At 65.9% G+C, this 21,598-nt stretch carries 23 protein-coding genes and 1 tRNA gene; 8 read left to right on the top strand and 16 right to left on the bottom strand.

Features of this window, described 5'->3' with window-relative positions:
• Positions 1-60: 60 nt before the first annotated feature.
• The 4 genes from folD to AC0L4C_RS14570 are packed head-to-tail and all read right to left on the bottom strand — an operon-like array spanning position 61 to position 3,275.
• A complete protein-coding gene (gene folD / locus AC0L4C_RS14555) occupies positions 61-963 on the bottom strand; it encodes a bifunctional methylenetetrahydrofolate dehydrogenase/methenyltetrahydrofolate cyclohydrolase FolD (protein ID WP_473400384.1) in 903 nt (300 codons plus the stop codon).
• A 43-nt stretch (positions 964-1,006) separates the two neighbouring features.
• On the bottom strand, positions 1,007-1,750 hold the full coding sequence (locus AC0L4C_RS14560) for a LamB/YcsF family protein (RefSeq protein ID WP_473400385.1): 744 nt from the start codon (positions 1,748-1,750) through the stop codon (positions 1,007-1,009).
• Entirely contained in the window at positions 1,747-2,622 is an 876-nt protein-coding gene (locus tag AC0L4C_RS14565; protein WP_473400387.1) for a 5-oxoprolinase subunit C family protein, read from the bottom strand. Before AC0L4C_RS14565 ends, AC0L4C_RS14560 begins: the two co-directional genes overlap by 4 nt.
• A complete protein-coding gene (locus AC0L4C_RS14570; protein ID WP_473400388.1) occupies positions 2,619-3,275 on the bottom strand; it encodes a 5-oxoprolinase subunit B family protein in 657 nt (218 codons plus the stop codon). Before AC0L4C_RS14570 ends, AC0L4C_RS14565 begins: the two co-directional genes overlap by 4 nt.
• 97 nt (positions 3,276-3,372) lie before the next feature.
• On the opposite strand from AC0L4C_RS14570, the gene AC0L4C_RS14575 reads away from it, so the two are divergent.
• From AC0L4C_RS14575 to AC0L4C_RS14585, 3 genes are all read left to right on the top strand, one after another.
• Positions 3,373-3,912 carry a dihydrofolate reductase gene (locus AC0L4C_RS14575; protein WP_473400389.1) on the top strand — a complete coding sequence of 180 codons (540 nt, stop codon included), beginning with the start codon at positions 3,373-3,375 and terminating at the stop codon, positions 3,910-3,912.
• A gap of 71 nt (positions 3,913-3,983) precedes the next feature.
• Positions 3,984-4,604 carry a YdeI/OmpD-associated family protein gene (locus AC0L4C_RS14580; RefSeq protein WP_473403527.1) on the top strand — a complete coding sequence of 207 codons (621 nt, stop codon included), beginning with the start codon at positions 3,984-3,986 and terminating at the stop codon, positions 4,602-4,604.
• A gap of 342 nt (positions 4,605-4,946) precedes the next feature.
• Positions 4,947-5,864 (top strand): calcium/sodium antiporter, encoded by a 918-nt coding sequence (locus AC0L4C_RS14585; protein ID WP_473400390.1) that lies wholly within the window; start codon positions 4,947-4,949, stop codon positions 5,862-5,864.
• 483 nt (positions 5,865-6,347) lie between these two features.
• Here the strand turns inward: AC0L4C_RS14585 and AC0L4C_RS14590 are convergent, their stop codons facing one another.
• From AC0L4C_RS14590 to AC0L4C_RS14605, 4 genes are all read right to left on the bottom strand, one after another.
• Positions 6,348-7,208, bottom strand: a complete 861-nt coding sequence (locus AC0L4C_RS14590; RefSeq protein ID WP_473400391.1) for a DUF2971 domain-containing protein — start codon at positions 7,206-7,208, stop codon at positions 6,348-6,350.
• Between the two features lie 202 nt (positions 7,209-7,410).
• Positions 7,411-7,500, bottom strand: a tRNA-Ser gene (locus AC0L4C_RS14595).
• Between the two features lie 41 nt (positions 7,501-7,541).
• Positions 7,542-8,513 (bottom strand): quinone oxidoreductase family protein, encoded by a 972-nt coding sequence (locus tag AC0L4C_RS14600; protein WP_473400392.1) that lies wholly within the window; start codon positions 8,511-8,513, stop codon positions 7,542-7,544.
• A complete protein-coding gene (locus AC0L4C_RS14605) occupies positions 8,510-9,373 on the bottom strand; it encodes a TerC family protein (protein WP_473400393.1) in 864 nt (287 codons plus the stop codon). The genes AC0L4C_RS14600 and AC0L4C_RS14605 overlap by 4 nt, the downstream gene beginning before the upstream one ends.
• Before the next feature lie 199 nt (positions 9,374-9,572).
• On the opposite strand from AC0L4C_RS14605, the gene AC0L4C_RS14610 reads away from it, so the two are divergent.
• The 3 genes from AC0L4C_RS14610 to AC0L4C_RS14620 are packed head-to-tail and all read left to right on the top strand — an operon-like array spanning position 9,573 to position 11,625.
• The gene (locus tag AC0L4C_RS14610) at positions 9,573-10,013 is read left to right on the top strand and encodes a YeeE/YedE family protein (protein ID WP_473400395.1); all 441 of its coding nucleotides are present in this window, start codon (positions 9,573-9,575) and stop codon (positions 10,011-10,013) included.
• Complete coding sequence (locus AC0L4C_RS14615) at positions 10,013-10,480, top strand: DUF6691 family protein (RefSeq protein WP_473400396.1); 468 nt, start codon at positions 10,013-10,015, stop codon at positions 10,478-10,480. Before AC0L4C_RS14610 ends, AC0L4C_RS14615 begins: the two co-directional genes overlap by 1 nt.
• Positions 10,477-11,625 carry an FAD-dependent monooxygenase gene (locus tag AC0L4C_RS14620; protein WP_473400397.1) on the top strand — a complete coding sequence of 383 codons (1,149 nt, stop codon included), beginning with the start codon at positions 10,477-10,479 and terminating at the stop codon, positions 11,623-11,625. Before AC0L4C_RS14615 ends, AC0L4C_RS14620 begins: the two co-directional genes overlap by 4 nt.
• Positions 11,626-11,680: 55 nt before the next feature.
• Here the strand turns inward: AC0L4C_RS14620 and AC0L4C_RS14625 are convergent, their stop codons facing one another.
• The 3 genes from AC0L4C_RS14625 to AC0L4C_RS14635 form a co-directional block, all read right to left on the bottom strand.
• Positions 11,681-12,376 (bottom strand): invasion associated locus B family protein, encoded by a 696-nt coding sequence (locus AC0L4C_RS14625; protein WP_473400399.1) that lies wholly within the window; start codon positions 12,374-12,376, stop codon positions 11,681-11,683.
• Positions 12,377-12,490: 114 nt separating this feature from the next.
• Complete coding sequence (gene mfd, locus AC0L4C_RS14630; RefSeq protein ID WP_473400400.1) at positions 12,491-15,994, bottom strand: transcription-repair coupling factor; 3,504 nt, start codon at positions 15,992-15,994, stop codon at positions 12,491-12,493.
• Positions 15,991-16,236 (bottom strand): FAD assembly factor SdhE, encoded by a 246-nt coding sequence (locus tag AC0L4C_RS14635; RefSeq protein WP_473400401.1) that lies wholly within the window; start codon positions 16,234-16,236, stop codon positions 15,991-15,993. Before AC0L4C_RS14635 ends, mfd begins: the two co-directional genes overlap by 4 nt.
• A gap of 279 nt (positions 16,237-16,515) precedes the next feature.
• On the opposite strand from AC0L4C_RS14635, the gene AC0L4C_RS14640 reads away from it, so the two are divergent.
• Positions 16,516-17,307: a phytanoyl-CoA dioxygenase family protein gene (locus tag AC0L4C_RS14640; protein WP_473400402.1), complete on the top strand. Its 792-nt coding sequence runs from the start codon at positions 16,516-16,518 to the stop codon at positions 17,305-17,307.
• A 46-nt stretch (positions 17,308-17,353) separates the two neighbouring features.
• On the opposite strand, the gene AC0L4C_RS14645 is transcribed toward AC0L4C_RS14640, so the two are convergent.
• The 4 genes from AC0L4C_RS14645 to AC0L4C_RS14660 form a co-directional block, all read right to left on the bottom strand.
• Positions 17,354-17,686, bottom strand: coding sequence for an aa3-type cytochrome c oxidase subunit IV (locus AC0L4C_RS14645; protein WP_473400403.1), 333 nt, complete (start codon positions 17,684-17,686; stop codon positions 17,354-17,356).
• A 163-nt stretch (positions 17,687-17,849) separates the two neighbouring features.
• Positions 17,850-18,296, bottom strand: a complete 447-nt coding sequence (locus AC0L4C_RS14650; RefSeq protein WP_473400404.1) for a VOC family protein — start codon at positions 18,294-18,296, stop codon at positions 17,850-17,852.
• 205 nt (positions 18,297-18,501) lie between these two features.
• Entirely contained in the window at positions 18,502-19,296 is a 795-nt protein-coding gene (locus tag AC0L4C_RS14655; RefSeq protein ID WP_473400405.1) for a glutathione S-transferase family protein, read from the bottom strand.
• Positions 19,297-19,325: 29 nt separating this feature from the next.
• On the bottom strand, positions 19,326-19,772 hold the full coding sequence (locus AC0L4C_RS14660; RefSeq protein ID WP_473400406.1) for a cupin domain-containing protein: 447 nt from the start codon (positions 19,770-19,772) through the stop codon (positions 19,326-19,328).
• Between the two features lie 101 nt (positions 19,773-19,873).
• On the opposite strand from AC0L4C_RS14660, the gene AC0L4C_RS14665 reads away from it, so the two are divergent.
• Entirely contained in the window at positions 19,874-20,827 is a 954-nt protein-coding gene (locus AC0L4C_RS14665; RefSeq protein WP_473400407.1) for a LysR family transcriptional regulator, read from the top strand.
• A 69-nt stretch (positions 20,828-20,896) separates the two neighbouring features.
• On the opposite strand, the gene AC0L4C_RS14670 is transcribed toward AC0L4C_RS14665, so the two are convergent.
• On the bottom strand, positions 20,897-21,415 hold the full coding sequence (locus AC0L4C_RS14670) for a hypothetical protein (RefSeq protein ID WP_473400409.1): 519 nt from the start codon (positions 21,413-21,415) through the stop codon (positions 20,897-20,899).
• Between the last annotated feature and the right edge of the window lie 183 nt (positions 21,416-21,598).

Here is a 21,598-nt window from a genome sequence, read left to right on the forward strand (position 1 = left end):
CCGGCGGGGGAAAGATAGGCGACGAGTTGTTTCCGAATTCCAAACGCTCGCCGCGATTTGTCAGGCTGTCAGGTCTTCCGGCGGCACAAGTCCGTGGATGAGGCAGGCCGTGGTCACCGTGTTGGCGAGCAGGCAGGCAATGGTCATCGGACCGACGCCGCCGGGCACCGGCGTGATCGCTGCGGCGCGCTCGGATGCGGCGGCAAAGTCCACATCGCCGACGAGGCGCGTCTTGCCCTCGCCCCTCTCGGGCGCGTCGATGCGGTTGATGCCGACATCGATCACCGTGGCGCCCGGCTTGATCCAGTCGCCCTTGATCATCTGCGGACGGCCCACGGCAGCAACGACGATATCGGCCTGGCGCACCATGTCGGCGAGGTTGCGGGTACGCGAATGCGCGATGGTCACGGTGCAGTTCTCGCGCAGCAGCAACTGGGCGATGGGCTTGCCCACCAGATTGGAGCGCCCCACCACGACGGCATGCTTGCCCGACAGATCGCCCAGCTGGTCGCGCAGCAGCATCAGGCAGCCCAGCGGCGTGCAGGAGACCGGGCCCGGCAGTCCGATGGTCAGCTTGCCGACGCTGGCCGGGGTGAAGCAGTCGACGTCCTTGGCCGGGTCGATGGTCAGGATGATCTTGTTGGGATCGATATGGGCGGGCACCGGCAACTGCACCAGGATGCCGTGAATGGCCGGATCGGCATTGAGCTTTTCGACCAGCGCCAGCACCTCGGCCTCGCTGACCGTTTCGGGAAGCTCGTATTTCTCCGAGTGCATGCCGACCTCGACGGTCTGCTTGGCCTTCTGGCTGACATAGATCTGGCTGCCCGGATCATGCCCGACAATGACCACGGCAAGGCCGGGGGTGATGGTGTGCTCGGCCTGCAGGCGCTGCACGTGTCCTGCAATGCGGCCGCGCAGGCCCTCGGCATAAGCCTTTCCGTCGATGATCTTGGCGGTCATGGGCTGGCATCCTTTCGGGTCGGGCGGGGTTGGCCGCGATATGTCAGAATGCCGACCGTATCGCAATCCCCGCCGCTTCCAGCGCGGTCCGCACGCGCCCGGCGATCTCGACCGCCTCGGGATTATCTCCGTGAATGCACAAGGACTTGGCGTCCGTCTGGATCACCGTGCCATCGGCGGCAACGATCTCGCCGGCCTCGGCCAGACGTAAGGCCCGCTCGGCAATTGCACCCGCGTCGTGCAGCACCGCCCCCGGCTCGGACCGCGGCATCAGCAGCCCGTTGGGCAGATAGGCGCGATCGGCATAGGCTTCGCGGACGACCGGAAAGCCCACCGCTTCCGCCAGCTCCACCTGGGCGCTGTGGTCGATGGCCAGTATGCCCAGCCCGCGCACCAGGCCCTCGCAGGCGGCGAAGGCGACGGCGGCGATGGCCGGTTCTTCCGCCGCCATGTTGGCGAGCGCGCCGTGCAGTTTGACGTAGCGCAGCAGCACGCCCTCCTCGACCGCCAGTTCGGCGAGATCGCGCACCTGGCGCCGCACCATGTCGGCGAGGTCCTCCGGCGGCAGCACCAGCCGCACGCGGCCGAAATTATCGGGGTCGGCAAAGCCGGGATGCGCGCCGACGGTGACGCCACGCGCCTTGGCCGCGCGCAGCGCCACCACCATGCTGACATGGTCGCCGGCGTGGCCGCCGCAGGCAATATTGGCGGACGAGACAATGTCGAGCATGGCCTCGTCATTGCCGATGCCCTCGCCCAGATCGGCGTTGAGATCGAGCCAGTTCATCGCAGGGCTCCCTGTGCATGGGCGACGGTGACCGGCTGGAAGCGCAGCTCGCTGCTCGGCCGCAGCTGCACGAACCGGTCGAGATCGGCGCTGATGACCGTGGCAATCCTCGGGTAGCCGCCGGTCGGCTGGTGATCGCGCAGCAGCACGATCGGCGTGCCGTCGCCGAGGATCTGGATGTCGCCAGCGACGATGGCGTCGGAGACCAGCGTCAGGCTCTGTGCCCCGGCGAACACGCCGCCGGTATCGGCCAGCCGGGCGCCCATGCGGTCGAGCTGCGGCGAGATCGCGAACGGCCGGGTGATGAAGGCCTGCCGCACCGCCGGCGAGAAGTGGTCGGCATGCAGGCCCCAGACAAAGCGGATCGGCCCCTCACCGGGAGCCGTGCCGCCTGTAACGGTCTCCGTTGCAGCGCCGCCCATCGGCAAGACATCGCCCCGGCGCAGCGCCCTGCCCTGCCAGCCCCCCAGCTGCACGGCAAGATTGGTGGATCGGCTGCCCAGCACCGGCGGTACGGCCAGCTCGCGCTCGAAGCGCAGATAGCCATAGTTGCCGGCAGCTCCGGGGGTGATCTCCAGCGTGTCGCCCCGCTTGAGGGCGGCCTTGCCGGGCCATGGCCGCGACTTGCCGTTGACCTTGCACTGGAACAGGCCGCCGGCAAATCCGACTCGCAGCGGGGCCTCAACCTCGATGGCCAGCCCGGCCGCGGTGAACTCGATGGCCGTTCTGCCCGCCCGCCCCAGACGTGCGCCGGCCTCGGCAAAGGCAGCGCGGTCCATGGGCCCGGAGGCGCTGATACCGGCCGAGAGCATGCCGAAACGGCCTGCGTCCTGCAGCGTGCAGAGCGGCCCGGCGCGAGTGATGCGGATCATCGGATCGCCTCCAGCCGCAGCATGTCGCCGGCCTCGAGGATGGTCGGCGGCGTCGCCACCGGATCGAAATTGGAGAAATCGGTGTGCCCGATCACATGCCAGCCGGTGGGAATCGGCGTTGCGGCAATTGCCGTCTGCCCGGCCGCGAACAGCACCGTCCCCGCCGCGACCTGCGGGCGGACGCGTTGCCGGCGCGCCAGCACGAGTTCGGCCGGGTGAAAGCCGCAATAGACGAAGCCAGGTGCAAAGCCGGTGGCGAGGACGCGCAACGGATTGGCCGTGTGCGCGTCGATGAATGCCGCCCTCTCCAGCCCGAGCAATCCTGCGACCTCATCGAGGTCCTCGCCATCGTAGCGGACGGCAACGTGCCGCTCGGCGGTCGACGTATCGCCGTCCTCGCCGCCGCTGACGCGGAGCCGCACTTCACCAGCCAGTGTCTCGAAGCCGATGCGGCGCGGGTCATATCTGAGCAGCACCGAGACGAGATTGGGCGCCACCTCGGTGACCCCGGCGGGCAGAGCCGTTCGCGTCAGATGCCGGGCAAAGGCGATGGCGCGCCGGTTGGCCGCGTCCGACAGCACGGTGCCGAACCGCACCAGCAGCGCGGCGTCGCCCAGCGGCACGATTGTCGGAGAGGAGAGGTCATCGGGCATGCCCCATCTCTACCATCGGAAACTGATGCGCCAAGCCCGAAATGCTTTCCCTCACCGCCCCGGCGGGTTACCAGAGCGCGCAACCCCGGAGCCGAACATGCGCGCAGCCATCCAGTATGAGGGACATGCCATCGTCTCAAGCGACGGCATGATCGCCGATGCCGCTGGCGGCATGCCGGACGGCCTTCGCAATGATGTCGACTGGCGCAGTTTTCAGGCGGCGCTCGACCGCTCGGTCCTCGTGGTGCTCGGCCGCATCGGGCACGCGCGGCATCCGAATCCAGGGCGGCGCCGACTGGTGCTGACGCGGTCGGTCGAGGGCCTGCAGCGCGACAGCGGCGACCCGCTGGCCATGCTGTGGAACCCCGCCGACCTGCCGATCGCTGCCGTCCTCGACCGCATGGAGATCGCCGCCGGCACTGTTGCTGTCACCGGCGGTGTCGGCACGTTCGACCTTTTCCTGCCGCTCTACGACCGGTTCGTGCTGGCCGAGGTCGAGGGTCTGGTGCTGCCCGGCGGGGTGCCGTGCTTTACGGCCGGACCGCCACGCCGGGTTCTGGCGGACAGCGGTCTCGTGGTCGCCTCTGCCCGGCCCATCGACAGCGGGGTGGTGCAGGAAACATGGGTCCGCAGGTAACCCTCCCCTTGTCCCTCCCCCGCGAATGATGCCACGCTTCAGGTGAGTGAGCCGCAAGTGTCAAAGCCATGATGATCACCGACATCGAGGACTTCTTCACCAAGGGCTGCGGGCGCTGCGAGCGCTTTGCCACACCTGACTGCTCGACGCGTTTGTGGATCGACGGCCTCAATGACCTGCGCCGCATCTGCCGGGACGTCGGCCTCGTCGAGACCGTCAAATGGGCGCACCCGTGCTACATGCATGCGGGCCGCAACATCGCCCTTTTCGGCGCCTTTCGCGGCGACTTCCGCCTGAGCTTCATGAATGCCGCCCTGCTCAAGGACACGGAGGGCGTGCTTGAACGCCAGGGCCCCAACACGCTCCATCCCGACATGATCCGCTTCACCGACAGCGCCGCCGTCACCCGGCTGGAGCCGGTAATCCGGGCCTATCTCACGGAAGCCATGGGTTATGCCGAAGCCGGCATCCTGCCGCCCCGGCAGGAGCGCGAGATCGACCTGCCGGACGAACTGGTCGACGCGATGGATAGCGACCCGGAACTGGCCGAGGCCTTCCACGATCTGACGCCGGGGCGGCAGCGCAGCTATCTGATCAATCTCAACTCCACCCGGACACCTGCCACGCGCGTCGCCCGCATCGAGCGGTTCCGCGACAGGATCCTCGCCGGCAAGGGCGCCACCGAACGGTGAGCTGAGGCCGGCGGCCGGTGCGGAAAAAATAGTGTCGCACCTCTTGCGCAACGCCGCCCCGGCCTCCACCTGAGCGGCTGATCCGGGCCCCGCTGGCGACACTGTGTCGTGATGTCGGATCACACCGACCGGGGCGCGGCACTCTGCATCCCTGTCGGTCAATCGGAAGCTGACCGGATGCTTGCCCGCCTGCCGCCCGACAGTCTGCACCTCAGGGCCTTGTGCTCGCCTCATCTCCAGTTGCGCCGCCTGCCGCAGGCAGCCGGTCCGCCCGCCTGACGCGGACTCTGCGCGGCTTCGCGTCGCGTCTTCCGGGTGTGACGAACTGGTGAGGATTTCGAATTGGACTATTTCTACGTCGCCATCGGCCTTCTCGGCCTCTTCTTCGGCGGTGATGCGCTGGTGCGCGGCGCCGTGGGCGGTGCACGCAAGCTGGCGCTGCCGCCGCTGCTGATCGGCCTGACAGTTGTCGGCTTCGGCACCTCGATGCCGGAACTGCTGGTGTCGGTCGATGCCGCCCTGCGCGGCAGCCCGGACATCGCCATCGGCAACATCATCGGCTCCAATATCAGCAACATCCTGCTGATCGTCGGTGTCTCGGCCCTGGTCTGGCCGATCCGGGTAATGGGGTCCACCCTGCGCCGGGACACGGCCGTCATGATGCTGGCCACGGTGGCGTTGATCGTGCCGTTCTGGCTGGGCAGCATCGACCGGATCACCGGCCTGGTGCTGGTGGCCGGCCTCGTCGCCTATCTTGTCTGGGCCTACAGGAGCTCCAGTGCTGCCGCTGCGGTCGACACCGGTTCGGCCGTGCCGCCGCTCTGGCAATCGCTGCTGTGGCTGGCGGTGGGGCTGGTGGCGCTGATCTTTGGCGCCAATTTCCTGATCGACGGCGCCGTCAGCATCGCCCGCACCTTTGGCGTCTCGGAGGCCTTTATCGGCCTGACAGTGGTCGCCGTGGGCACCTCGCTGCCCGAACTGGCCACTTCGCTGGTGGCGGCGCTGCGGAAGCAGTCGGAGATCGCCATCGGCAATATCGTGGGCTCCAACATCTTCAACATTCTCGGCATCCTGGGTCTGACGGCACTCGTGTCGCCCATCCCGGTCGCCGGCCGCTTCCTCACCCTCGATCTGCCGGTGATGATCGCCGTCACGGCGCTGCTCTCGGCCCTCCTCCTGCTCCGCCCGTCCATCGGCAGAGCGACCGGACTGGGCCTGCTGGCCGTCTATGGCGGCTATCTCTGGCTGGCGCAGGGGTAGCCGTACCCTGCGCCGAGTCACCCGCTGCGCTGAGCAACAGCTCCAATGCCGAAACGCGTTGGATGAGTGAGATCTGCACGACGTTTCTCGCCACCGCCCAGACAACCGGTGATTTGCGCTGGTCGAGGAGACGGCCCGGCACAGCGAGTTCTATCGCGCCATCTCTATCCCAGCGGCCGCCGATCGCAAGCGCTCGAACCACGAAGTCGACTGCAATCAGGTCCTGACCATCGCCGCAGAATACGGCATTGAGTTCATGGGCGAACTGCCAGAGGCCTGAGGGTAAAGCGCCGCACCTCAGCAAACGTCAATTTAGTGGAAATCCGCCTGAAAGCTTGTTGCCGTGAGCGACACATGAGCGTTGCGGCGGCCGCAGTTCGAACGCTCTTGGCTCGCGAGAGAAGTTCCATCATTAGCCCCCAAGGGCAGCCGCCGCCAGAAGCAGACATCGACATCCAAAACGCCCTAGTCGCTCTTGCAGAGCTATGGTCTGAAAGGGACCTCGGATAGCCTTACCTCTACATCGTATCCCTGGGCTTTCATAAAGGTTTCTACACTCCTAGCGGTCAGCTCTTGATCCGTTCCCGGTCCGACACGAATTGAACGGATGGGCAACTTGTTCTCCCCAGCCCCTATCTCGATATACGGCACGATCTTGTTTTGCAGTACTCTGAATTGCATGCCGATCGGAGAAATGTCTTTCTGCACTACATATCGCCACTCCCTCTCATCTTTAAATCCAAGGTGCTTGAATTTTGGGAGCAGGCGGGAGATGCGCGCCAAGATGTCGACCTGCTGCTCCTCCTCGTCTGAGGCACCTAGAGCTTCTTCCAGTTCGGCGATGTCTCGTAGCTCGGCCTCCAACGCATCTCGAAGCTTTGTTGCAGTCGATAGTTTGGCATAGATTACCTGCTGCAGATGGGCCGAATCCTTTTTTAGCCTTTTTGTTAGCGCGGACTGGTCAAATGTGAGTGCGACGCCTTGAACGGCTCCACCGTAGCCGCGCCATTGGCTTAGGTTGTCATCATCACTACAAAAACAGGCAACATAACTTTGTGCTTGGAGACCTTTCTTCAGCTCATCAAAAGCCGTCTCGATGGCTGGCCCCCAAGCCCGAATTGCCTTTTCTGATGAAAGCATCTTGATAGCTTTCCTCGAAGCATTCAGCGCATGCGTCAGTTCAGCTTTATCGTTTAGAAATGAGGCGTTAGAGGCCCATAATCCCTTGGTCCGAACGATACCTTGTAAGCCACTGAGTGTAGTATAATGACTTAGTTTCGTCGGCGGATTTTGGCTTCTTGGCGTCGTTCTTCTAGGCGAGGAACTCGAGACAGTTCTAGCCATTACCCGCTCTCCAATGCCAAGCTGAAATGACTGATATCAAGCGAGACGTCAAAGCGCGATGGCTAGGTTGCTTCGTTTTCTCAGTTACCTAAGCCTTCCATATACCGGCGCGTAGAAGGGGACTTTCTACTTTCCACCCAAATCCCGCCGGCCTTTCACAAAAGGTCGTGCAGAGGCGCAACTTTATGACCATCTGGTGCAATGGCGGGTGGGGAGGGATTCGAACCCCCGGGACGCTTGCACGCCCGCCGGTTTTCAAGACCGGAGCAATCGACCACTCTGCCACCCACCCGTCGGATCAGCGTCTAGCTTTTCAGGACGCGCCTGTCCAGATCAGGGAATGAGGACAGTCTGCCCCGTGGTCTGGCGCGCCTCGAGGGCGCGGTGCGCGGCGACAGCATCGGCGAGGGCGAAGCGCTGGTTGACCGAGACCGACACCTGGCCCGCGAGGATGGCGTCGAACAGCGCCCTGGCGCCGGCGCGCAACTCCTCCCCGGTCGGGAAATAGGCGTTGCTGGTCGGCCGGGTGACAAACAGCGATCCCTTGGCGGCCAGAATACCCAGGTTGGGCACCGAGACCGGGCCCGAGGCATTGCCAAAACTCACCATCAGGCCGCGTGGCCGCAGGCAGTCGAGCGAGGGCTCGAAGGTCGCCTGGCCGACGCCGTCATAGACGACGTCGACGCCGCGCCCGTCGGTCAGTTCGCGCACCCGCGCGGCAAAATCCCCGGTCTTGTAGTTGATGGCGGCGTCGCAGCCGTTTTGCAGCGCCGTCGCGACCTTCTCGTCCGAGCCGGCGGTGCCGATGACGCGGGCGCCGATGGCTTTCGCCCACTGGCAGAGGATCTGGCCGGTGCCGCCGGCGGCGGCATGCACCAGAATGGTCTCGCCGGCCTTCAGCGGGTGGGTCCAGTGCAGCAGATAGAAGGCCGTCGTGCCCTTGAGCAGCGCAGCGGCGGCCACCTCGTCGGAAATGCCGTCGGGCACGGCCACGGCCTTGTCGGCCGGCAGCAGGCGCTCGTCGGCATAGGCGCCGGGCGGGCCGGAATAGGCGACGCGGTCGCCCACCTTCCAGAGCGTCACGCCCGCGCCGACCGCGGTGACGATCCCTGCCCCCTCATTGCCGGCGACGAATGGCAGAGGCAGCTTGTAAAGTCCGGTGCGCTGGTAGACGTCGATGAAGTTGAGCCCGACGGCCTTGTTGGCCACGGTGATCTCGCCCGGTCCCGGCGCCGCCAGCGTCCGCTCGTCGAGGACGAGGTTCTCGGGGCCGCCGAAGGCGCTGACGACGAAGGCGCGGCTCACAACTTCTTCCTCGGTGCCGATTTCGGCCGGCTCTGGGCCCGACGCACCGGCGTGGTTTTCGGTTTGGCCTTGGCCATGGCTTCACCGGCGGAGGTGTGCGGCAGGGCGCCGGCGGGGAGCGGCTCGGGCGCCACGCCGCCATTGCGGGCCAGCCGGCGCTGCTTGGAAATGATGTTGATGGTCTCGACCAGCACCGAGAAGCCCATGGCAGCGTAGATATAGCCCTTCTCGATATGGAAGCCGAGGCCGTCGGCCACCAGCGACACGCCGATCAGCAGCAGGAAGGCAAGCGCTAGCATCTTGGTGGTGGGGTGCTTGGCGACGAAACCGGCGATCGGGCCGGAGGCGACGAACATGATGGCCACCGCGACGATGACGGCGGCGACCATGACTTCGACATGCTGGGCCATGCCCACGGCGGTGATGATCGAATTGACCGAGAACACCATGTCGATGATGATGATCTGCACGATGATGGCGCTGAACGCCGCCTTGGCCGTTTCGCCGAGGCTGGCGGTGTGCGGCTCCTCGATCTCGGCATGCATCTCGTGCGTCGCCTTGTAGATCAGGAACAGGCCGCCGGCGAGCAGGATGATATCCTTCCACGACAGGCTGATGCCAAAGAGCGCGATCACATCGCTGTCGAGCGCAATGATCCAGCTGATCACCAGCAGCAGGGCGATGCGGAAGATCAGCGCCAGCGCCAGGCCGAGGCGGCGGGCGCGATCGGCCTGCTCCTTGGGCAGGCGCGACACCAGCACCGAAATGAACACGATGTTGTCGATGCCCAGCACGATCTCCATGACCGTCAGCGTGGCAAAGGCGACCCACACGGTGGGATCGGACAACAGTTCAAGCATACGGATTTTCCTCGGCGCCCAATGGCGGACGCCAAATCTATGTGCAGGCGCTGCGGGTTGGAAGTCCTAACGATCAGGTTTTTCAGGGTGCGGTTTTTCACCGCGCCCCCCCGCGGCAGGCATGTTCGTTGCCGTGCCGGGCTGGTTCAGGGATCGGAGCAATGGTAGATTTTGCTCTACATTTCAACGGACTTTGAACATGGATAGCTTTACGCCCGTACCTGCGCTGATCGGCGGGCTGCTGATCGGCCTCGCGTCGGCTGTGCTGTGGCTCGGCAACGGCCGCATTGCCGGCATCTCCGGCATCTTCGGCCAGTTGCTGCCCCCTGCCCGCACCATTATCTGGCGCGTCGTCTTTCTCGTGGCGCTGGTCGCCGCCGCGTTCGGCACTGCCCTGCTGCTGCCCGACCTCGGGTCGTCGCCGCAAATGGTCACCGCACCGGCCGAGTCCGGTATTCCGACGCTGGTCTGGCTGGCGATTGCCGGCCTCCTCACCGGCCTTGGCACCAAGATCGGCAATGGCTGCACCTCCGGCCACGGCATTTGCGGGCTGGCCCGCCTGTCGCGGCGGTCGCTGGTCGCCGTGGCGGTGTTCTTCGGCGTCGCCATCCTGACGGTCACGCTGACGGGAGTGGTCTGATGAACGCTGCACTCCGTCCCGGCTACCTGCTGACCGCCGCCGTAAGCGGTGCGCTGTTCGGCGCCGGCCTCTACATCTCGCAGATGGTCGATCCGCAGAAGGTGCTGCGCTTTCTCGATTTCACCGCCATCCCGACCGGCGGCTGGGACCCCAGCCTCGCCTTCGTCATGGGTGGCGGGCTGATCGTCATGTTTGCCGCCGTGCAATACAGCAAGCGCATCGGCCGGCCGCTGTTCGACACGGCCTTCCACCAGCCCGAGTATAACCGCATCGATACGCCGCTGGTGGCCGGTGCGGCCATGTTCGGCATCGGCTGGGGCATGTCGGGCATCTGCCCGGGGCCGGCGATCTCGCTGCTGGCCTTCGTGCCGGAAAACCTCTGGATCTTCCTGATCGCCATGTTCGTCGGCTCGTATCTGGGCACCTACATCATGCGCTGGACCGCGCGGCAGGCGGTGCCTGCGTGACCGAGGCAGTCGTCGTCGGCGGCGGCCTCGCGGGGCTGGCGGCGGCGGTTGCCGTCGCCCGCAGCGGGCTCGAAACCGTCCACCTGGCGCCAAAGGGGCCGCGCGATCAACGTACGTCCGCCCTGATGATGCCGAGCGTCGACTACCTGACCCAGGCGGGCCTGATCGACTTACCGGACGAGGTCGGCCATCCGCTGACGCAGATCCGCATCATCGACGCCACCGACCGATTGATCCGGGCCCCGGAAACGCTGTTCGACAGCGCCGAGGCGGGGCTGCCGGCGTTTGGCTGGAACTTTCCCAACGTCCGGCTGACCGAAGCCTTCGAAGCGGCGGCCTCCGGCCTTGCCAACCTCTCCACCCGTTCGGTTGCGGTTACCGATGCAACGCCCGGCGACAGCGGCACGCAGCTGACCCTCGCCGACGGCACTGCGCTGACGGCGCAACTGCTGGTGGGGGCAGACGGCAAGAAGTCGCTGATCCGCGCCGCCACCGGTTTCCGGGCACGGGAAAACGGCTTTACCCAGTCGGCGCTGGTCTGCGACCTCGAACTGGGCCGGCCGATCGACGGCACATCCATCGAATTCCACTATCCAGAGGGCCCCTTCACTCTGGTCCCTGCGGGCGACAACCGGGCCAATCTGGTCTGGATCGACGATCGCGACGTGCTGCGCGCCGCCCAGGCCGGCGGCAAGGAGCAGCTGCGGACGCTGTTCCTCGAAAAGTCCAAACGCCTCTTCGGCTCCATCGAGCTGCTGACGCCGGCGCATATCTTCCCGCTGTCCTCGATCACCGTTGACACGGCCGGCAGGAACGGCGTCGTGCTGGTCGGGGAGTCGGCGCATGCCTTCCCGCCGATCGGCGCCCAGGGGCTCAATCTGGGGCTGCGCGATGTCGCCGATCTGGCGGCGGCGCTGGCGGCAACCGACCGCTCCAGCGGCTTGGCCCGGCGGGTCAGCGACGACTATGCGGCGCGCCGCTCCGGCGACCTGGCGCGGACCGGCGGCATGGTGGATACGCTGTTCCGGTCGCTGCTGGCCGATTTCCTGCCGGCACAGGCGCTGCGGGCGGGCGGGCTCTGGGCCCTCAAGCTGGTGCCGCCGCTGCGGCGGCAGGCCTTTGCCGTCGGCATGGGCAACCGCTGAGACAATAAAAAGGGCGCCCGACGGGCGCCCTTCGCATTTCTGCATGTCCGGAAGCTTACTGCGCGGCGGGCGCTGCTTCGGTCGGCGTGGCAGCAGCCTCGCCTTCGAGACGGCGGCGCAGCTGCTCGGCGAGGTCGTCGGTGCTCTGCTGCAGCGCGGCACCGCCGCTGCTGTTGTCGTTGAATTCGGAGAAGGTCATGTTGGCCTCGCCATCATAGGCTGCGGTGAAGCCGCCCAGGTTGATGTCGATCACCAGATCCTTGTTCTGCCGGTTCTTGGCGGTCAGCTTGAGCGTCCCGCCCTTCTTGAGGCTGTTCACATATGCCTCGTTGATCACCAGCTGCGTGGCGCAGCTCGACGGATCACACAGCATGAAGGGCACGCGGACCGGCTTGCCGCCATCGATCTGCCAGGTGAGGCCAAACGGCAGCAGCACGCCAAGCGGCACCGCGGCCACGGCGAGCAGGCGGCTCTCCTGGCCCGGGTCGTCGCGCAGCAGGAACGAACCGAGGAACTGGCCGGCGGTGCTCATCACCACCTGGCGCATGACGCAGACCTTCTTGCCGTCTTCGAGCGGGTCGCAGAGCTTGAGCCAGTTGTTGGACGGATCGGCGGGCGCGGCCGGCTTGATCTCCACGGCATCTCCCGACGCTGCGGGGGCTGCCGGTGCCGTCTCCTGAGCGAGCGCCCCGAACGAGGGCAGCATCAGCGCCGAGACGAGTGCGGCAACTGCAATCTTGTTGAGGATCATTGACTTTCCTTGAGGTTCCCTAATGAGACGGAGACTCTCCGGCCCCCTTGCATTTCCAGCCCTTCAACGAGGGAATTCGGGCAATAACATGTCCTGCCCCGCCAATCCAAGGCATTATCCGGCGAGTGTGGCCAGGGTGCTGCTGCTCTCTGCCAGCTTGGCCATCCGCGAGAGGATGGCGGCTGTTCCCTTGAGCCGCATCTCCGGCTTGGGCCAGTCTCTGGCAAACACCAGTTTCTGGTCCGGCTTGATGCGCACGTTGATACCCGGATCCGACAGCATCTTCACCAATGCGGCAGGATTTGGGAACTCGTTGTTGCGCAGCGTGATGACCGCGCCCTTGGGCCCGGCATCGACCTTTTCGACATTGGCGGTGCGGCACAGCGACTTGACCAGAATGACCTTGAGCAGCGCCTCGACCTCCTCGGGCAGCGGCCCGAAGCGGTCGATCAGCTCGGCACCGGTGGCGTCGATCTCGCGCGCATCGGTGAGATCGGCGAGGCGGCGGTAGAGCTGCATGCGCAGCTGCAAGTCCGGCACATAATGCTCGGGGATCATCACCGGCATGCCCAGCGAGATCTGCGGGCTCCACTCGCCCTGGTCCTCGTAGTCCTCCTCGCCGGTGCGCAGCGAGGCCACGGCCTCCTCGAGCATGGCCTGGTAGAGTTCGAAGCCGACCTCGCGGATGTGGCCCGACTGCTCGTCGCCCAGCAGGTTGCCGGCGCCGCGGATGTCGAGATCGTGACTGGCCAGCTGGAAGCCTGCGCCGAGACTTTCCAGCGACTGCAGCACGGTCAGCCGGCGTTCGGCGGTGTCGTTGAGCTTCTGGTTGGCGGGGACGGTAAAGAGCGCATAGGCGCGCTGCTTGGAGCGGCCGATGCGGCCGCGGATCTGGTAGAGCTGCGCCAGGCCGAAATGATCGGCGCGATGCACGATCAGCGTATTGGCATTGGGAATATCGAGCCCGGATTCGACGATGGTGGTGGCCACCAGCACGTCGAACTTGCCGTCGTAGAAATTGTTCATGATGTCGTCGAGCTCGCCCGCCGGCATCTGGCCGTTGGCGACGACATAGGACACTTCCGGCACCTGCTCGCGCAGGAACTCGGCGATCTCGGCCTGGTCCTTGATGCGCGGCACCACATAGAACGCCTGTCCGCCACGATATTTTTCACGCAGCAGCGCCTCGCGGATCGACAGCGGATCGAAGGGCGAGATGAAGGTGCGGATGGCGAGGCGGTTGACCGGCGGCGTCGCCAGCAGGCTCAGGTCGCGGACACCGGTCAGCGCCAGCTGCAGGGTGCGCGGGATTGGCGTGGCGGTCAGCGTCAGCACGTGCACGCTGTCGCGCATTTCCTTGAGCCGTTCCTTGTGTCCGACACCGAAATGCTGTTCCTCGTCGACGATCATCAGGCCTAGGTTCTGGAACTTGACGGCCTTGCCGAGCAGGGCGTGCGTGCCGACGACGATATCGACCTGACCGTCGGCAATGCCCTCCTTGGTGGCCTTGAGTTCCTGCGCCGAGACCAGCCGCGAGGCGGCGGCGACGCGGACCGGCAGGCCGGCAAAGCGCTCCTTGAAGGTCTTGAAATGCTGGCGTGCCAGCAGCGTGGTCGGCACCACCACCGCGACCTGCTGGCCCGACATGGCGACGGCAAAGGCGGCGCGCAGCGCCACTTCGGTCTTGCCGAAGCCGACATCGCCGCAGACCAGCCGGTCCATCACCTTGCCCGAGCCGATATCCTCGAACACCGCCTCGATGGCGGCGAGCTGGTCCTCGGTTTCCTCATAGGGGAAGCGCGCGGCGAATTCCTCGTAGGCGCCCGCCGCGGTGCCATCGATGGGCTTGGCCCGCACCAGCAGGCGCTGCGCCGCGATCTTGATGAGCTGCTCGGCCATGTCGCGGATGCGCTTCTTGAGCCGGCTCTTCTTGGCCTGCCAGGCGACGCCGCCGAGCTTGTCGAGTTCGGTGATAGCGTCCGAGCCATAGCGCGACAGCAGCTCGATGTTTTCGACCGGCAGATAGAGCTTGGTATTGCTCGCATATTCGATCTCGACGCAGTCATGCGGGGCACCCTGCACCTCGATGGCGCGCAGGCCGATGAAGCGGCCGATGCCGTGATCGACATGCACCACGAGATCGCCGGCCGCGAGGCTGGCGGCCTCGGTCAGCGCGTCCGAGGCCTTGCGCTTCTTCTGCTGGCGCAGCAGCCGCTCGCCCAGGATATCCTGTTCGGAGAGCACCACGAGGTCGTCGGTTTCAAAACCGGTCTCGAGGCCGATTACCACGAGCACCGAGACGTTGGGCGAAGTGGTTTCGGCGTCGCGCCAGTTCTCGGCGAGGCGCGGATTGGTCAGGCCATGGTCCTTGAGCACCTGGGCCATGCGGTCGCGCGACCCCTCGGTCCAGCAGGCGATGATGGTGCGGCGCCCTGCCCGGCTCTGGCTCTGCAGGTACTTGACCACGGCCTCGAAGAGGTTGACGTCCTGGGCCTGCCGCTCGGCGGCGAAGGTGCGCGCCATGCGGCCGCCGGCATCGCTGGAGCGGCTCTCGTCGGGCGAGGCGAAGGGCGAGAACTGCAGGACCTCTGCGCCCTTGCCGAGCTCATAGGGATGCGCCTCGGTCTCGTAGAGCAGGTTCGGCTCGATCGGTTTGTAGGGTGCACCGGTGGTCGTCGCCTGCTTGACGCTGCGCGCCTGCTCGCGCGCCTCGTAATAGTCGGTGACCTGCTCCTGGCGTTCGGCGAAGGCCTCGCGGGCCTGGTCGTCAAAGATGAACGGCGCGGCACCGGTATAGGCGGCAAGGCCATCCATGTGATCGTAAAACAACGGCAGCCAGTGCTCGATGCCCGGATAGCGCTGGCCCGAACTGACCGCGGCATAGAGCGGATCATCGACGGTATTGCCGCCAAAGGCAGCCGTATAACGCTGGCGGAAGCGCTTGATCGACTGCTCGGAGAGCAGCACCTCGCTCATCGGGGCGAGCGCGATGCGCTTCAGCGTCCCGGTGGTGCGCTGCGTGTCCGGATCGAAGGTGCGGATGGATTCGAGCTGCTTGCCGAAGAAATCGAAGCGCAGCGGCGTGTCCATGCTGGCCGGGAACAGGTCGACAAGGCCGCCGCGCACCGCAAACTCGCCGGCCTCGCGCACCGTCGGTACGCGCAGATAGCCGTTGCCGGCGGCCCAGTCGATCAGTCGGTTGCTGTCGACGATCTGGCTGGCTGCTGCCGCAAAGGACATGCCGGCTACCACCTCGACCGGCGGCAGCTTCTGCACCAGTGCGTTGACCGTGGTCAGCACCAGCGCACCCTTGGTGGCGTCGCTGGTGAGCGTCGAGAGCGCCGTCATGCGCGCCGCGATCGTCACGCCGTTGGGCGAGACGCGGTCATATGGCAGGCAGTCCCAGGCCGGCAGCGTGAGGATAGTGTGGCCGGGCAGAAGCTGCTCGAGCACATCGGCCATGCGCTGCAGCCGGCGGCCGTCGCGCGCCACGAACACAGCGGCGACGCGGGCGTCCGGGTCGGCCTTCAGCCGCGCCTCGAGCTGGCGCGCCAGCTCGATGGGCTGCATGCCGTCGGGCACATTGACGAGGACTTTGTCGGCACGCAATTGGGTCATCTGGCAATCCGGAAGGCGATGATGTCGGCAAGCAGGGCCGCGTCGATCGAGGCGGGTGGCAGTTCCTGCCCCATCACCCATTTTAGGAGGTCGGTATCCTCCTCCTCCATAAGCTGCTCGAGCCGGTCGAGTTCAACGGCGTCGAGATTTTCGAGATGCGCGTCGGCATAGGGCCCCAGCACGAGGTCCATCTCGCGCGTGCCGCGATGCCAGGCGCGATAGCGCATCTTGCGCCGGCGCATGGATATGTCTTCACCGGCGTCTTTTGAGGGGGCCATGAGCGGGTCGTCTCGGGGGATGTGGAGTTTGTACTTAGTCTGTTCCGCGACGATTGTCAGCCCCGTGCTGGCGTCCATCAACGCGCCGGCTTGCCGCGTCACCGGAGTGTCTGGTAGTTTCTGCCCATGATGTTCAAGTCCACATTCTTCCCGCTCGTCTGACGACCCGGATTGTTCGGGGCACCCTGGTGCCAGTCAGAATCAACGGCCGGCCTGCATGGCGGTCGTGCGGAGATGTATTGAATGTCGGAAGCTTCTCATTCCGGTCTGAGCAAGGCTCGGATCGACGATTTCATCGAACACGGTTATCTCAGGCTCGAAGCCGCCTTTGACGCCGATCTCGCGCAACGCGGACGGGACGAACTCTGGCGCGCCATGGCCCTCGCGCCCGACGCGCCGGAGACCTGGACGCGTCCGGTCGTTCGCCTCGGCTTCATGACGGGGCCGACCTTCGTCGCTGCCGCCAACACGCCGCTGCTGCGCGAGGCCTATGACACCCTCGCCGGCGCCGGGCGCTGGTTGCCGCCCAATGGCCTCGGCACCTTTCCGGTGCGCTTTCCGTCACCCGACGATCCGGGCGACGCCGGCTGGCACGTCGATGCCAGTTTCGGGCTGGAAAACCCCGATTTCATGCAGTGGCGGGTCAACGTCAAGAGCCGTGGCCGTGCCTTGCTGATGCTGTTCCTGTTTTCCGACGTGGGGGACGATGATGCGCCCACAAAGGTGCGCAAGGGATCGCATCTGCACATTGCGCGGCAGCTGCTGCCGCATGGCGAAACCGGCCTGACGCTGGCCGAACTGGCGGCTGACGGCTTTGCGTCGACGGCCTCCTGCGAGGAGGAACTGGCCACCGGACCAGCCGGCACGGTCTATCTCTGCCACCCGTTCCTCGTCCACTCGGCCCAGCCGCATCGCGGTATGCAACCACGCTTCATGGCGCAACCGCCGCTGCTGCCCAAAGGGGAGTTCGACCCTGCCCTGCCCCCGTCGCCGGTGCAGCTCGCTATTCGCCAGGCTTGCGGGCTGAGTTTCTAGCCACATCGGCCCGGTGTTTCCGTGCCGCTGCGGCCCCGGGCCGGTTCTAGTGATTGCCTCTGGGCGCCGGTCGTCGCACGACGATCGGCGCCTGTTCGGCGGCTCTGGGGGCCATCAAGGTGCCGATGATGACAACTGCGGTGCCGATGGCCACAAAGGCCGAACCGGCAATCGGGTTGCCCTCGATAATGAAGAAATAGAGCCCGACAAGGTCGAAGGCCATGTGGACGCAGAACCACTTGAGCACATGGGTGAAAGCCGCCCAGGTCGTTTCGTGCTGGCGGTAATCCATCGCTGACTCGTTGGCCGGGATGGTTTCGACCGGCCGCAGATCAGCGCGATCGGTGGCGGGCCGTGGCGGTGTGGGGTCGTTGAACATATCTCGGTCTCACATCAGGACGGGAGGGTGTCGAGCCAACGCCCTACCCAGTCTGCGGTTCCTCCCCGTGTGGAGACGTGAACGCCCGGAGCGACAGCGCTATGTGTCGCCGGAGATGGTCGTTCGCCATGTGCGCCAGCAAACCCGAGCAATAACCCCTGCTCTATTGCGCCCGGCCGAGCTCCTCGGCGAGCCCGATCAGCAGCCCGCCCGGTCCGCGGATGTAGCAGAGCCGATAGACGTCCTGATAGTCGACGACGTCACCCACCAGCTGCGCGCCGCGCTTGCCGAGTCTGGCAAGCGTCGCGTCGAGCTCGTCGACGGTGAACATGACGCGCAAGTAGCCCAGGGCGTTGACCGGAGCGTTGCGGTGATCGGCGACGACCGGCGGCGTCAGGAAGCGCGACAGCTCGAGACGGCTGTGGCCGTCGGGCGTGCGCATCATGGCAATCTCGACCTGCTGGTCCCCCAGCCCGGTCACCCGCCCGGCCCATTCCCCCTCGATCATCGCCCGTCCCTCCAGCGCCAGGCCGAGCTCGGTAAAGAAGTCGATTGCCTCTTCAATATCCTCGACAACGATCCCCACGTTATCCATGCGGCTGATGGCCATGTGTCCAGTCTCCAGAGTGTCGCTTAGCGGGCATACCCCGTCGCCGCAGCCTATTGTCCGGCTTTAATCATGTCGCGGATTTTGGTCGCCTTTTCGAAATGATCGAGGGCATGGGTTTTCGCTTACCTTGCGTCAGCACCAGTAAGGCGCTTGCCTCCACCTCACCTTCAAGCGCTAGCTTTTTTCATGCTCCACCCTGGCGCCGCTAGATCAGCCCGAGGGCCGCATCGCTGGCCGACGGTCCGTATTTCTCGGCGGGTGGCCAGGGGCGGGCCTGCCAGTGTGGCTCGAACACGAAACTCGACCGCTGGCGCCCGTCGAGCAGGGCGCCATTCCCGGCCCCCAGCGCATAGTCATAGTAGAGCTTGACCACCTCCGCGCGGGAGGTCTGCCGGGCGGCGGGATGGTCGAGGCACGCCGTCTGCCAGCGCCGCACCCGGTCGTATGCCGGTCCGTCGGGCAGCCTGAAGCCTTCATAATAGTCGAGAAACCAGAAGCGCATGAAGATCGGCGTGAACACGGCCTCCGCCAGCCCGAATTGCGGGAACAGGAAGTCGCTGTCCGGACTGTGCTCGACGAGGAAATCGTTGATCTGGGCGTAGAGCCTCAAAAGTTCATCCGTCAGCGCCTGCCGCCTTTCGCGGTCCTGGTTCATCACCAGTCGGTAGCCGGCAGCGGTCAGCGGCCCTTCGCGCGCGATCAGCATCTCCTCGACCGCATGCTCATAGGGGTCGCTGCGGCGCTGCAGCCCGCCCGCAACGGTTTCATCGAGATAGCTCAGGATGACGAGGCTTTCCTTGAGAATGCGCCCGTCCGCCGTCTCCATCACCGGCAGCGCCGTCGTGCCCCGCGTCTTCTGCAGCAGCTGCGGATCGCGCGGTCTGGTGATGTCGACGACGCGGAACTCCACGGCGTCGGCCCGCCCCTTCAGCGCCAGCAGGATTTCGATCCGCTGGCAGAACGGGCAGACGGGTATGTGGTAGATGATGGGTTTTGGCATGAATTGTCCGTCTTCGAAAGGTCTCGGCGTCAGCGTTGTCCCAGCGGCGGGCCGGTAAAGCGCAGGTTGTGGCGGGCTGCCGCCTCGGAGATGGCCGCCATGTCATCGGGGATGCCGAACTGGCCCGCGGCCATGTCCGCAAAGAAGCCCTCGAAGCCGCCCGGCGTCAAAATCACCAGGTGCCGGCATGGCGCATCGCCCGTCACCCGGAAGGTGTGCTCGCGTCCGCGCGGCACGAACACCGTCTCGCCGGCCCGCCGGATAAAGGTCTCGCCCTCGAGCCAGAACTCGCAGGCGCCGCTCAGCAGCACGAAGGTTTCGTCCTCGCGCTCGTGCACGTGCCGCGGCGGGCCGCTGCCGGCAGGCGACAGACTGTCGACGATCGACATGGCGCCGTCCGTCTCCTCCGGCTTCAGGATCGTCCGATAGCTTACGCCCAGCCACTCGACAGCACCGGGCCCGGTCAACGCGTCCATGAGTCTCTCCTCTCAGATCAGCAAGTGCCCCCTCCTCGTGACTCCTACCCGCGTCTGCGGTATATGAGAAATCGATTGATCTAATAGAGTCTATCAGCTCAGTGAATTTTGGAATATTCGACCTCAACCTGCTGCGCGTCCTCGACGCCCTCCTGCGCGAGGGTTCGACCGTGCGGGCCGGCGACCGGCTGGGCATGTCGCAGCCGGCCGTGTCCGGCGCCTTGGCGCGCCTGCGCCTGGCCCTCGGCGACCCGCTCTTCGTGCGCCAGGGGCAAGGCCTCACCCCCACCGACTATGCGCGATCGCTGGCCATGCCGCTGCATGACGAGCTCGACCGGCTGGAGCGCCTGCTGGCCGGGCCGCCCGCCTTCGATGCGGCAACGGCGACGCTGACCTTCAAGCTGGCCGGCAGCGATTTCTTTGCCGAATGCCTGATGCCCGTGCTGGCCCACCGGCTGCAGAGCCTCGCGCCGGGCATCCGGGTGCAGCTGGTCGATCTGGTGCCGCAAAGCTATATCGACTCGCTGGAGCGCTACGAAGCCGACATGGCGCTGATCCCGGCCGCCGACGTCCCCGACTGGGTCGAGCGCCAGCCCATGTTCTGGTCGAGCTTTGTCACCGTCGCGCGCCGGGGCCATCCGCAGATCGCCGCGGCACGTCTGTCGCCCGGCGCGGCACTGCCCCTCGACCTCTTTTGCGCCCTCGGGCACGTGCTGTTCTCCCCCGAGGGCAAGCTGCGCGCCATGGGCGATGCGGCGCTGGCACGCATCGGCCGGGAGCGCCGGGTCGTCATGACCATGCCGGTGTTTTCGGGCGTCTGCCGCGCCGTCGGCGAAAGCGACCTGATCGCCCTGGTCCCGCGGCAATTTGCCGAAAAGGTCGCCCCTGCCCTCGGGCTCGACATCTTCGCGCTGGCATTCCCGCTCGAGCCGGCGCTCATCGTCGGCACCTGGCACAAGCGCTCCACCGCAAACGCCGCCCACCGCTGGATGCGCGACCTCGTGGCCGCGGTGCTGCTCGATCTCAACACGGGCGAGGCCGGGCTGCCGGAGTGACGGGGCGGCGGCGATGGGCGGTTGCGGGTCCGCATGACGGCGCTGGACCCGAGGTGCCGACGCTCCGGCTCAGGCTGCCGTCAGCCTGCTCTCGTCAACCGAGAACGTGACGCCGTCGTCGGTGCCGCCGCAGAGCGGCGCCAGCGCCGGCCAGACGCGGCTGTCGAGCGAGACCCAGTTCCTCGCCTTGCCCACGGCGCCCGGCGCCTGCGAGGCCTGGCGGTCCACCGTGGCGTCCGCGGGCCAGATTTCGCAATTTTCGTAGGGATGATCGAGGTATCCGGAAAACACGTCCACCCCCTCCAGCCGGGCGGTGACCCGCAGCCAGCCCGAGGGGTCCAGCGCCAATCGCACCACCCCTTCCCGTCCCGCTGCGGCAAAGCCGATTTCGGCAACCTGCCCCGGCTCATGCGCAACCAGATGGATCCTGACTTTGACGCCCGTGGCCTCGATCAGCCAGTTCGGGGCATATTTTGGCATGCCGGCAAAATCATCGATCCACGCCGCCGACTGCTCCATCGGGTCGAGTTCCCTGTCGGCATGCTGGATCGGTTCGCACCAGCTCGGTGCCGTCATCGGCGCAGCCATCGGATGATCCTTGATGTGGTCGGCGGGGTACAAAGGCGGAGGTGCTGGAGAATGCCGTTGCGGCCGCAGGATCGCAATGGACCTCCGAACTGCAGCTTGAGACAAATGCTGCTTTCGACCCCAGCCCGGGCGTGGGCGGTCCACGCTGGCGACGGCAGCTTCTGGCCCGAAATCAGTCATTTC

The sequence above is a fragment of the Devosia sp. J20-27 genome (genome assembly GCF_055808595.1).

Bases quoted from the DNA above. Each gene is read 5' to 3' on its own strand.
- AC0L4C_RS14575 (WP_473400389.1), top strand. From the start codon at position 3,373: ATGCGCGCAGCCATCCAGTATGAGGGACATGCCATCGTCTCAAGCGAC.
- AC0L4C_RS14605 (WP_473400393.1), bottom strand. From the start codon at position 9,373: ATGCTTGAACTGTTGTCCGATCCCACCGTGTGGGTCGCCTTTGCCACG.
- AC0L4C_RS14610 (WP_473400395.1), top strand. From the start codon at position 9,573: ATGGATAGCTTTACGCCCGTACCTGCGCTGATCGGCGGGCTGCTGATC.
- AC0L4C_RS14565 (WP_473400387.1), bottom strand. From the start codon at position 2,622: ATGATCCGCATCACTCGCGCCGGGCCGCTCTGCACGCTGCAGGACGCA.
- AC0L4C_RS14560 (WP_473400385.1), bottom strand. From the start codon at position 1,750: ATGAACTGGCTCGATCTCAACGCCGATCTGGGCGAGGGCATCGGCAAT.
- AC0L4C_RS14570 (WP_473400388.1), bottom strand. From the start codon at position 3,275: ATGCCCGATGACCTCTCCTCTCCGACAATCGTGCCGCTGGGCGACGCC.
- AC0L4C_RS14650 (WP_473400404.1), bottom strand. From the start codon at position 18,296: ATGGCCATCAGCCGCATGGATAACGTGGGGATCGTTGTCGAGGATATT.
- AC0L4C_RS14580 (WP_473403527.1), top strand. From the start codon at position 3,984: ATGATCACCGACATCGAGGACTTCTTCACCAAGGGCTGCGGGCGCTGC.
- mfd (WP_473400400.1), bottom strand. From the start codon at position 15,994: ATGACCCAATTGCGTGCCGACAAAGTCCTCGTCAATGTGCCCGACGGC.
- AC0L4C_RS14660 (WP_473400406.1), bottom strand. From the start codon at position 19,772: ATGGACGCGTTGACCGGGCCCGGTGCTGTCGAGTGGCTGGGCGTAAGC.
- AC0L4C_RS14615 (WP_473400396.1), top strand. From the start codon at position 10,013: ATGAACGCTGCACTCCGTCCCGGCTACCTGCTGACCGCCGCCGTAAGC.
- folD (WP_473400384.1), bottom strand. From the start codon at position 963: ATGACCGCCAAGATCATCGACGGAAAGGCTTATGCCGAGGGCCTGCGC.
- AC0L4C_RS14670 (WP_473400409.1), bottom strand. From the start codon at position 21,415: ATGGCTGCGCCGATGACGGCACCGAGCTGGTGCGAACCGATCCAGCAT.
- AC0L4C_RS14590 (WP_473400391.1), bottom strand. From the start codon at position 7,208: ATGGCTAGAACTGTCTCGAGTTCCTCGCCTAGAAGAACGACGCCAAGA.
- AC0L4C_RS14635 (WP_473400401.1), bottom strand. From the start codon at position 16,236: ATGCGCCGGCGCAAGATGCGCTATCGCGCCTGGCATCGCGGCACGCGC.
- AC0L4C_RS14645 (WP_473400403.1), bottom strand. From the start codon at position 17,686: ATGTTCAACGACCCCACACCGCCACGGCCCGCCACCGATCGCGCTGAT.
- AC0L4C_RS14640 (WP_473400402.1), top strand. From the start codon at position 16,516: ATGTCGGAAGCTTCTCATTCCGGTCTGAGCAAGGCTCGGATCGACGAT.
- AC0L4C_RS14625 (WP_473400399.1), bottom strand. From the start codon at position 12,376: ATGATCCTCAACAAGATTGCAGTTGCCGCACTCGTCTCGGCGCTGATG.
- AC0L4C_RS14655 (WP_473400405.1), bottom strand. From the start codon at position 19,296: ATGCCAAAACCCATCATCTACCACATACCCGTCTGCCCGTTCTGCCAG.